Here is a 10,222-nt window from a genome sequence, read left to right on the forward strand (position 1 = left end):
GCCGTGCGGCACCGCGCGCTCGATCGCGCCGCGCAGCCCGGCCAGCGAATCGGGCAGGTCGGCGGCCGTCAGCGTGGTGCGCGCGGCCATCATGCCGCAGCCCAGATCGACGCCGACCGCGGCCGGGATGATCGCGCGCTGCGTCGGGATCACGCTGCCGATCGTCGAGCCCTTGCCGAGGTGGACGTCGGGCATCGCCGCCAGGTGGCGGAAGATGATCGGCAGGCGCGCCGTGTTGCGCAGTTGCTCGCGCGAGCCTTCGTCGACGGGGACGCCTTCCGTCCACATCCGCACCGGCTTGCCGCCGGCGACTTCCATGATCTGATGTTCGGTGCGATGGGTTTGCATTGCAGTACTCCTTTCCTGTTGCGCGACGGCGGCCCGCTCAGGCCCGTGCACGTCGCGCGTTGTCGATACCGGTGCTGTCGGTCTTCCGGCCAGCTTCTCAGCCGGCCTTCAGGCTCACCAGCCCGTTGAGAACCTGGTCGAGGCCCCCGAACACGGAGATCCGGTCGATCCGCTCGGCGATCCGTTCGAGCGTTTCCAGCTCCTTCAACCGCAAGGCAACCGGATTTTCCTCCATGACCTTCGCCGTGTTCAGCAGCGAACGCGTGGCCGCGGTTTCCTCGCGGCGGCGGATCACGTTCGCCTGCGCCGATTTCTCGGCTTCCACCACCTGCGCGAGGATCGTCTTCATGTCGCCCGGCAGCACCACGTCCTTCACGCCCACCGCCTGCACCTCCAGCCCCGTGCCGGCCAGCCGTGCGGCGAGCCGCTCGGCCAGCGTGCCGTCGAGCGCCTGCTTGTCCTCCAGCAGTTCGTCGAGCGACTGGGTGCCGACCGCCGAGCGCAGCGCGAACTGCATCTCGCGATACAGGTGCTCCACCGGCTTTTGCAACTGCGCGAACGCATGCTGCACGTCGGTATAGCGCCAGGTGGCCGACAGGTTCATCCGCAGCGCCACCTTGTCGCGCGTCAGGATCTCCTGGCCGCTCAACTCCAGCGCCTGCGAGCGCAGATCCACGATCTCGACCGCGATGTCGCGGTTGTAGCGCCAGAAGCCCGTCACGCCCGGCTCGAGCAGTTGCTCGACGCGGCCGTCGATCTTCAGCACGCCGACATGGTAGGCCGGCACCTTCGCCAGCATGACGCCGGCCGTGCCGTCCACGGCGCGGGCGCGCAGTTGCGGCTGGGTCAGCTTCGCGGCCAGCTCGGCCGGCATGGCGTAGGTGGTGCGCAGGTCGATGCGCTCGACGCGCTGGCCGGCCAGCGCGCGCCAGTAGAGCCGGCGCGTGCCGGGCGGCAGGATCTCGACCAGCGTGCCATCGCGGTAGCGCAGCGCGGCCTCGTCGTCGGACAGGTCGATCGCGTCGAAATGCTGCGCGAGCACGTCCGGCGCCTCGGTGCGCAGCGCGTCGGCCAGCGCGGCATCGGCCAGCGGCGCGTCGAGCGGCACGGTCTGCACCGTCAGCCGGCCGAACGGATCGAATGCGCGGAACACGCCCGGTTCCAGCACCTTGACGAAGTCGCCCTCGTTCAACAGCAGCGCACGTTCGTTTTTCTTGATCAGGTAACGCTTCCACATGATGTGGTTCCCTCATGGTTATTGGTTTTCAGCCACCGGCAACGTGCGGCGACGGATCGCGGAACGGCGCGTTCGGGCGGCGCGGCGTGGAATCCGTTGCGCGCGCCTGGCGGCCGGGCGAGCGTGGCTCGCGTCGGCCGCGCGGCGTGCGCGGCGGCTTCCCGCCGTCCGGCCGAGCGCGCGGGACCGAAACCGGTCGTCGCACGGCGGGCCTTGCGGCCCGCGCCGGCGGGTACTGCGGTACTGCTTCGATAGGACGGGATTCGAACCCGCTCGCTCCGGCCGAAGCCTTCGCTTACCCGTGGATGTGCCGGGAATCGAACCCGGCGTTCTTCCAAAACACCCGTTTGCCGTTCGTCTTCGCCGGCGGCATACGCGCTCGCTACGACATCGGTCGGCGCTCGCGCACCAGGAGGACATTCGAACCCTCGCTCGTGGGCTGGCGGGACATCAGGCGTCTCTACTATTGCGAGGAGCGTGCCAGCGGCGTGGCGGCCGCGGCTGTGTTGCTGCCAATGTCTTGATCGGAAAGGGGAAATTTTTATTCGAAGGGGGGGCGAGGTAACTCGGGAAGGGCGTGGAAATCGATGAATTCTGATACGATCCGATCGGCTCTTATCCAAAAAGATAAAGATGAAACGTTCCGTCGCAATCGGTTTTCTCGGCACCGTGCTCGATCAGGGGGCCAACAAACGCCGGACGGCGCACAAGTGGCGCCCCACGATCTCGCTATGTGCGCAGCCCGACATGCCCGTCGACCGGCTCGAATTGCTGCACCCGCCGAGTTACGAGCGGTTGGCCAGACGCATCCGCGCGGATCTCGAGACGATCTCGCCGCACACCGAGGTCCGGCTGATTCCGACCGACCTGCGCGATCCGTGGGATTTCGAGGAGGTCTACGCGACGCTGCACGATTTCGCGCGGCATTACCCATTCGATCTCGAGCACGAGGAGTACCTGATCCACATCACGACCGGCACCCACGTCGCGCAGATCTGCTGGTTCCTGCTGGCCGAGGCGCGCTACCTGCCGGCCCGTCTCGTGCAAACCAGCCCGTCGCAGCTCGCCGAGGCCGACGACGACGAGTTTCCGCCGCCCGAATACGGCACGGCCTCGGTGATCGATCTCGACCTGTCGCGCTACAACCGCATCGCGCAGCGCTTCTCGCGCGAGCGCGACGAAACCGTGTCGTTCCTGAAGGCCGGCATCGCCACGCGCAACCCGGCGTTCAACGCGCTGATCGCGCAGCTCGAACGGGTGGCCGTGAAATCGCGCGAGCCGATGCTGCTGGCTGGCCCGACCGGCGCGGGCAAGTCGTTCCTGGCGCGGCGCATCTACGAATTGAAGCGCGGGCGGCATGCGCTCGACGGTGCGTTCGTGGAAGTGAACTGCGCGACGCTGCGCGGCGACGCGGCGATGTCCACGCTGTTCGGCCACGTGAAGGGCGCGTTCACCGGCGCGCAGGCGGCGCGCGCGGGGCTGCTGCGCGCTGCCGATCGCGGCCTGCTGTTTCTCGACGAGATCGGCGAGCTGGGCCTCGACGAGCAGGCCATGCTGCTGAAGGCGATCGAGGAGAAGCGCTTCCTGCCGGTGGGCGCCGATACCGAAGTCGCCAGCGATTTCCAACTGATCGCGGGCACGCATCGCGACCTGAGCCGGATGGTCGAGGCCGGCGCGTTCCGCGAGGATCTCTACGCGCGGATCAACCTCTGGACCTACACGCTGCCGGGCCTGGCCGAGCGGCGCGAGGACATCGAGCCGAATCTCGATTTCGAACTCGAACGCTTCGGCCGCGAGCACGGCGAGCAGGTGCGCTTCAACGTCGAGGCGAAGCGCCGCTATCTGGCGTTCGCGGCGTCGTCGGAGGCGGCGTGGCGCGGCAATTTCCGCGAGCTGTCGGCGTCGATCACGCGCATGGCCACGCTGGCCGACGCGGGCCGCATCACCGAAGCCGTGGCCGCCGAGGAAACCGGTCGGCTGCGGCAGGCGTGGCAGCCGCGCGGCGCGGCGCCGGGCGGGGCGCTCGTCGATGCGGTGCTGGGCGAGCGGGCCGCCGAACTCGATCTGTTCGACCGCGCGCAACTGGAGCAGGTGCTGAGCGTGTGCCGCCGCGCGGCGAGCCTGTCGGACGCGGGGCGCACGCTGTTCGCCGTGTCGCGCGCGCAGAAGAAGCAGCCGAACGACGCCGACCGACTGCGCAAATACCTGGCGCGCTTCGGCCTGGACTGGGAGCAGGCGAGGGCGGCCTGAACGCGGATTTCCGCCTGCCGCGCACGGACGAAAAAAAACCGGCCAGAAGGCCGGTTTTTTCATGCAGCGCGAGGGCGGGGCAGGTCAGACCTGTGCGCCTGCGTTCGGGTCGTTCGGATCGTGCGCGCCCTTCTTGTCGCGGATCAGATCCTCGCGGCGGATGCCGAGCCACATGGCCAGCGAGCCGGCCACGAACACCGACGAGTAGATACCGAACATGATGCCGACCGTCAGCGCCAGCGCGAAGTAATGCAGCGTCGGGCCGCCGAAGAAGAACATCGACAGCACCATCATTTCGGTCGACGTGTGGGTGATGATCGTGCGCGACATCGTGCTGGTGATGGCGTGGTTGATCACTTCCTGCACGTTCATCTTGCGTTCGCGGCGGAACGTTTCGCGGATCCGGTCGAAAATCACGACCGATTCGTTGACCGAGTAGCCGAGCACCGCGAGCACGGCGGCCAGCACCGACAGCGAGAACTCCCATTGGAAGAACGCGAAGAAGCCGAGAATGATCACCACGTCGTGCAGGTTGGCGATGATGCCGGCCACCGCGTATTTCCACTCGAAGCGGAACGACAGGTAGATCACGATGCCGATCACCACGCAGGCCAGCGCGAGCAGGCCGTCGGTGGCGAGCTCCTTGCCCACCTGCGGGCCGACGAACTCCACGCGCTGCAGCTGCACGTCGGGGTTCTGCGCCTTCAGGCCCGCCATCACCTGATCGCTCTGCTGGGCCGAGGTCAGGCCCGACTTCAGCGCGAGGCGGATCAGCACGTTGCGCGAGGTGCCGAAGCTTTGCACCTGCGCGTCGCCGTAGCCGAGCTTGCCGAGCGTGGCGCGCACCGGCTCGAGTTCGGCCGCTTGCTGGTACTGCACTTCAAGCACCGTGCCGCCGGTGAATTCGACCGACAGGTGCAGGCCGCGATGCACGAGGAAGAACACGGCGGCCAGGAACGTCACGAGCGAGATCACGTTGAAGATCAACGCGTGCCGCATGAACGGGATGTCTTTACGGATACGGAAAAATTCCATGGTCGTTCTCCGGCGCTTAGTTGGAGGAGCCGGGCGTCTTCGGCGGCACGCCGGGGCCGGAGCGGCGACGCGCCACCGGCTTGGCATTGCCGCGCGCAGCACCCTGCTTGGCGCCTTGCTTCGAGGCTTTGGCCGACGAACCGGCGGCGGCCTTGGCCGTGTCGGTGCCGGCGTCCTGCTCGAGGAACGGCTGGCTGGCGGCTTCGGCGGCCGGGGCCTTCCAGACCTGGCCGATCGCCACCGACTTGAGCTTCTTGCGGCCGCCGTACCAGAGGTTCACGAGGCCGCGCGAGAAGAACACGGCCGAGAACATCGAGGTCAGGATGCCGATACAGTGCACGATCGCGAACGCGCGAACCGGGCCCGAACCGAACGCGAGCAGCGCCAGACCGGCGATCAGCGTGGTCACGTTCGAGTCGAGAATGGTCGCCCAGGCGTGCGCGTAGCCTTGCTGGATCGCCACCTGCGGCGCGGCGCCGCCGCGCAGTTCCTCGCGGATCCGCTCGTTGATCAGCACGTTCGAGTCGATCGCCATGCCGAGCGCGAGCGCGATGGCGGCGATGCCCGGCAGCGTCAGCGTGGCCTGCATCATCGACAGCGCGGCCACCAGCAGCAGCAGGTTCACCGACAGGCCGATCACCGACACCACGCCGAACAGCATGTAGTACAGCGCCATGAACACGGCGATCGCGACGAAGCCCCACACGACCGAATGCACGCCCATGCGGATGTTGTCGGCGCCGAGGCTCGGGCCGATCGTGCGTTCCTCGATGATGTCCATCGGCGCGGCCAGCGAACCGGCGCGCAGCAGCAGCGCGAGATCGGTGGCGGCCTGCGGCGTGGGTTGGCCGGTGATCTGGAAGCGGTCGCCGAGTTCGGACTGGATCGTCGCGACCGTCAGCACTTCGCCCTTGCCCTTCTCGAACAGCACCATCGCCATCGGCTTGCCGATGTTCTCGCGCGAGACATCGCGCACCGAGCGGCCGCCGGCCGCATCGAGGCGGATGTTGACGGACGGGCGCTGGTGATCGTCGAAGCCGGCCGACGCGTCGATGATGCGGTCGCCGGTGAAGATCACCTGCTTGCGCAGCAGCACCGGCGCCTGCGCGCCCTGCGTGAACAGTTCGTCGCCCGGCGGCACCGGATCGGTGGGGTTCGGATGGAGGTTGACCGGATCGGCGAGGCGCGCTTCGAGCGTGGCCGTGCGGCCGATGATGTCCTTCGCCTTCGCCGTGTCCTGCACGCCCGGCAGTTCGACCACGATGCGGTCCTTGCCTTGCTGCTGGAGGATCGGCTCGGACACGCCGAGTTCGTTGACGCGGTTGTGGAGCGTGGTCAGGTTCTGCTTGAGCGCGGCGTCTTCCACCGCGGCCTGCACGGCCGGCGAGAACGTGCCGACCACCTGGTAACCGCCGCCGCCCGGCTGGGTGGCCCATTGCAGTTCGGCGATCGAGCCGGCCAGCATGCGGCGCGCTTGCTCGGCCGTGTCCTGGTCGGCGAAATTCGCCACCACCGACAGGTCGACGCGGTTCACGCCGCCGTCGCGGATGCCCTTGTCGCGCAGTTGCGTGCGCGCGTCGGTGGCGTCCGAGTCGAGCTTCTTGGTCAGCGCGCCGTTCATGTCGACCTGCAACAGGAAGTGCACGCCGCCGCGCAGGTCGAGGCCGAGATACATCGGCAGCGCGTGCAGGGCGGTCAGCCAGCGCGGCGAGGCGCTTTGCAGGTTCAGGGCGACGACGTACTGCGGATCGCTCGGGTCGCTGTTGAGCGCCTTCTGCAAGAGATCCTTGACGCGAAGCTGGGTGTCGGTGTCCTTCAGGCGCACGCGGATATTCGCGTTGTTCGCCGAATTGTCGAAGGTGATGTCGTCCGGCGTGATCTGCGCGCCCGTGAGCGCGGTCTGCACGTCGGCGAGCGTGCCCGAGTCGATCTTGACCGTGGCCTTGCCGCTCGACACCTGCACCGCCGGCGCTTCGCCGTAGAAGTTGGGCAATGTGTACAGAAGGCCGATCGCGAGCGCGACGACCATCACGACATATTTCCAGATTGGGTAACGATTCATGAGGGGGCCGAACGGGAAAGTTGGCTTGAAAAGCGTCGCGTCCGGCCGCCGTGCCGCCCGCGCTTCATGGCGTGGGCCGGCCCGGATGCCGGACGCTCGGGGTACCGCTTACAGCGACTTGATCGTGCCCTTCGGCAGGATCGTCGTCACGGCCGATTTCTGCACCGTGATTTCGGTGCCTTCCGACACTTCGACGCCGACATAGGCTTCGCCGACCTTCGTGACCTTGCCGACCAGGCCGCCGTTCGTCACGACCTCGTCGCCCTTGGCCATGGCGGCGAGCATGTTGCGATGCTCTTTCTGCCGCTTCATCTGCGGGCGGATCATGATGAAGTAAAGCACCGCGAACATCAGGACGAGCGGCAGGAAGCTCATCAGGCTCGATTCGGCGCCACCGCCGGCGCCTTGCGCGAATGCATTGGAAATGAACGACACCTTGGTCTCTCCGTTGGGGAAAATCAGAAAAATAGCCGGACATTCTACCACCGGCGAAAACCGCGACATCACTGCAAATGCGCTTTGGGATCAAGCAATTAAACCGAATCGCAGCGGATTGCCGTGTTTCGCGAAAGGCGATTGTAATGTGACCGTCGGGTGATGCGTGCGAAAAATGCAATCCGGGAGGATCGCTGCGGCATTCGACACCGGTGTGACGAACGCCGCATCCGACGCATTCGGGGCCGGGCCGGCGGCCCGGCGCTACTCGCGCTGTTCGACGCCGCGCGCGCGATCGGCCGCGAAACGGGCGCGGAACGCGTCGAACGTCTTGGTTTCGATCGCTTCGCGAATTTCGCTCATCAGCGTCAGGTAGTAATGCAGGTTGTGGATCGTGTTCAACTGCGCGCCGAGGATTTCGCCGACGCGATGCAGATGGTGCAGATAGCCGCGCGTGAAATTGCGGCAGGTGTAGCACGAGCAGCTTTCGTCGAGCGGCTTCAGCGAATGCTTGTGGGTGGCGTTGCGGATCTTCACGTCGCCGAAGCGCGTGAACAGCCAGCCGTTGCGCGCGTTGCGGGTGGGCATCACGCAGTCGAACATGTCGATGCCGTTCGCCACGCCTTCCACCAGATCTTCCGGCGTGCCCACGCCCATCAGGTAATGCGGCTTGTGCGCCGGCAGCTTCGGGCCGGTGTGTCGCAGCACGCGCATCATGTCGTCCTTCGGCTCGCCCACCGACAGCCCGCCGATCGCGTAGCCGTGGAAGTCGAGCTCGGCCAGGCCCGCCAGCGATTCGTCGCGCAGATCCTCGAACATGCCGCCCTGCACGATGCCGAACAGCGCGTTCGGGTTGCCGAGGCCGTTGAATTCGTCGAGCGAGCGCTTGGCCCAGCGCATCGACATGCGCATCGATTCGGCCGCTTCCTTGTGTGTGGTCGGCACGTTGTCGGTGGCGTACGGCGTGCATTCGTCGAACTGCATCACCACGTCCGAATTCAGCACCTTCTGGATCTGCATCGACACTTCCGGCGACAGGAACAGCTTGTCGCCGTTGATCGGCGAGGCGAACGTGACGCCGTCCTCGGTGATCTTGCGCAGATCGCCGAGCGAGAACACCTGAAAGCCGCCCGAATCGGTCAGGATCGGCTTGTTCCAGCCCATGAAGCGGTGCAGGCCGCCGTGCGCGGCGATGGTTTCCAGGCCCGGGCGCAGCCACAGGTGGAACGTGTTGCCGAGGATGATCTGCGCGTGCATCTCGTGCAGCTCGCGCGGCTGCACGGCCTTCACGGTGCCGTAGGTGCCCACCGGCATGAAGATCGGCGTTTCCACCACGCCGTGGTTCAGCGTGACGCGGCCGCGGCGGGCGTGGCCGTCGGTGGCGAGCAGTTCGAATTTCAGCCCGTTTTCGGGCGGGACGTGCGACTGCACGGGTTCCGGTTGGCGATCGGTCATCGCGGGACTCCTTGGCTACCGAAGAACAGTTCGGCGCTTGTTGCGGGCGCCGCGGCGGGATGCGCCGCGGCGATTTTCTGAGGGCAGGGGCTTATGCCGGCTCGCGGCGCGTCAGCAGCATCGCGTCGCCGTAGCTGAAGAAGCGGTAACGCTCGGCGATCGCGTGGGCGTACACCTCGCGGATCGTCTCCACGCCCGCGAACGCCGACACCAGCATCAGCAGCGTCGACTTCGGCAGGTGGAAATTCGTGACGAGCCGGTCCACCACGCGGAAGCGGTAGCCGGGCGTGATGAAGATGTCGGTTTCGGCGCGGGTGGCGGCGAGCGGACGGCCTTCGGCCTCGGCGTCGCGCGCCGCGGCTTCGAGCGCGCGCATCGAGGTGGTGCCGACCGCGATCACGCGGCCGCCGCGCGCGCGGGTGGCGGCGATCTGCGCGACCAGCGCGTCGGTCAGTTCGTACCATTCGCTGTGCATCTTGTGCTCGGCGATGTCGTCGACCCGCACCGGCTGGAACGTGCCCGCGCCCACGTGCAGCGTGAGCGTGGCGGTTTCGACGCCGCGCGCGCGCAGCGTGGCGAGCAGCGCGTCGTCGAAGTGCAGGCCGGCGGTGGGCGCGGCCACCGCGCCGGGGTTGCTGGCGAACACCGTTTGATAGCGCGTTTCGTCGGTCGCGTCGGGATCGTGCTCGATGTACGGCGGCAGCGGCAGGCGGCCGTGCCGCTCGATCAGCGTCAGGCAATCGTCGGGGAAATGCAGCGTGAAGAACGGCTCGACGCGCTCGCCGACCGTCACGTCGAACGCCTCGGCCAGCCGCAGCGTGGTGCCGGTCACCGGGCTCTTGCTGGCGCGGATCTGGGCCAGCGCCGTGCGCGGGCCGGTGATGCGCTCGACCAGCACCTCGATGCGGCCGCCGCTGGCCTTCTGGCCGAAGAAGCGGGCCTTCAGCACCTTGGTGTCGTTGAACACGAGCAGGTCGCCTGCGCCGATGCAGTCGGGCAGCTCGGTGAAGCGGCGGTCGACGAGGCGCGCCGGGCCGGCGCTGCCGTCCACCTCGAGCAGGCGGCTCGCGCTGCGCTCGGCGAGCGCGGTTTGCGCGATCAGCTCGGGCGGCAGATCGAAATCGAAATCGGAAAGCTTGAACATGAGAAATGGGGGCGAAGCGGCGCGGGCGCTGCGTCATCGCCGACGCGAGCCGCTATGATGGCGGGGTCGCGCGGCTCGCGGGCGCTGCCCGGTCGGGCGACGTCAAAGCCGTTATTGTACTTGCTTGTCCCTCACGAAATCCCGATCCGATGCCTGTACCCGCCCGCCGCTCCGTTTCCGTCGATGCCGCCGCCGATGCCGATTCCGGCACTGCGCCCACGCACGACGCGGCGCCGCGCGCCCGCACGCCGCGCCG

General features: G+C 67.4%; 8 protein-coding genes. 1 reads left to right on the plus strand and 7 read right to left on the minus strand.

Going from position 1 to position 10,222, the window contains the following annotated elements; all coding sequences use genetic code 11:
* The coding region (locus G3N92_RS26075) for an RtcB family protein (protein WP_277396196.1) at positions 1-348 on the minus strand (348 nt) is incomplete at its 3' end.
* A gap of 97 nt (positions 349-445) precedes the next feature.
* A complete protein-coding gene (locus G3N92_RS26080; RefSeq protein WP_206130474.1) occupies positions 446-1,585 on the minus strand; it encodes a slipin family protein in 1,140 nt (379 codons plus the stop codon).
* Positions 1,586-2,218: 633 nt separating this feature from the next.
* On the opposite strand from G3N92_RS26080, the gene rtcR reads away from it, so the two are divergent.
* Positions 2,219-3,835, plus strand: a complete 1,617-nt coding sequence (gene rtcR, locus G3N92_RS26085) for an RNA repair transcriptional activator RtcR (protein ID WP_206130475.1) — start codon at positions 2,219-2,221, stop codon at positions 3,833-3,835.
* Positions 3,836-3,919: 84 nt separating this feature from the next.
* Here rtcR and secF read toward each other — a convergent pair whose 3' ends face one another.
* The 5 genes from secF to queA form a co-directional block, all read right to left on the minus strand.
* Entirely contained in the window at positions 3,920-4,870 is a 951-nt protein-coding gene (gene secF, locus G3N92_RS26090) for a protein translocase subunit SecF (RefSeq protein WP_206130476.1), read from the minus strand.
* Between the two features lie 16 nt (positions 4,871-4,886).
* Positions 4,887-6,932, minus strand: coding sequence for a protein translocase subunit SecD (gene secD, locus G3N92_RS26095; protein ID WP_206130477.1), 2,046 nt, complete (start codon positions 6,930-6,932; stop codon positions 4,887-4,889).
* A 108-nt stretch (positions 6,933-7,040) separates the two neighbouring features.
* On the minus strand, positions 7,041-7,367 hold the full coding sequence (gene yajC / locus G3N92_RS26100; protein WP_042623898.1) for a preprotein translocase subunit YajC: 327 nt from the start codon (positions 7,365-7,367) through the stop codon (positions 7,041-7,043).
* Between the two features lie 264 nt (positions 7,368-7,631).
* Positions 7,632-8,822: a tRNA guanosine(34) transglycosylase Tgt gene (gene tgt, locus G3N92_RS26105; RefSeq protein WP_206130478.1), complete on the minus strand. Its 1,191-nt coding sequence runs from the start codon at positions 8,820-8,822 to the stop codon at positions 7,632-7,634.
* 91 nt (positions 8,823-8,913) lie between these two features.
* Positions 8,914-9,966, minus strand: coding sequence for a tRNA preQ1(34) S-adenosylmethionine ribosyltransferase-isomerase QueA (gene queA / locus G3N92_RS26110; protein WP_206130479.1), 1,053 nt, complete (start codon positions 9,964-9,966; stop codon positions 8,914-8,916).
* Between the last annotated feature and the right edge of the window lie 256 nt (positions 9,967-10,222).

The organism is Burkholderia sp. Ac-20379 (assembly GCF_017104645.1).
In the GTDB taxonomy this organism is placed as follows: Bacteria; Pseudomonadota; Gammaproteobacteria; order Burkholderiales; family Burkholderiaceae; genus Burkholderia.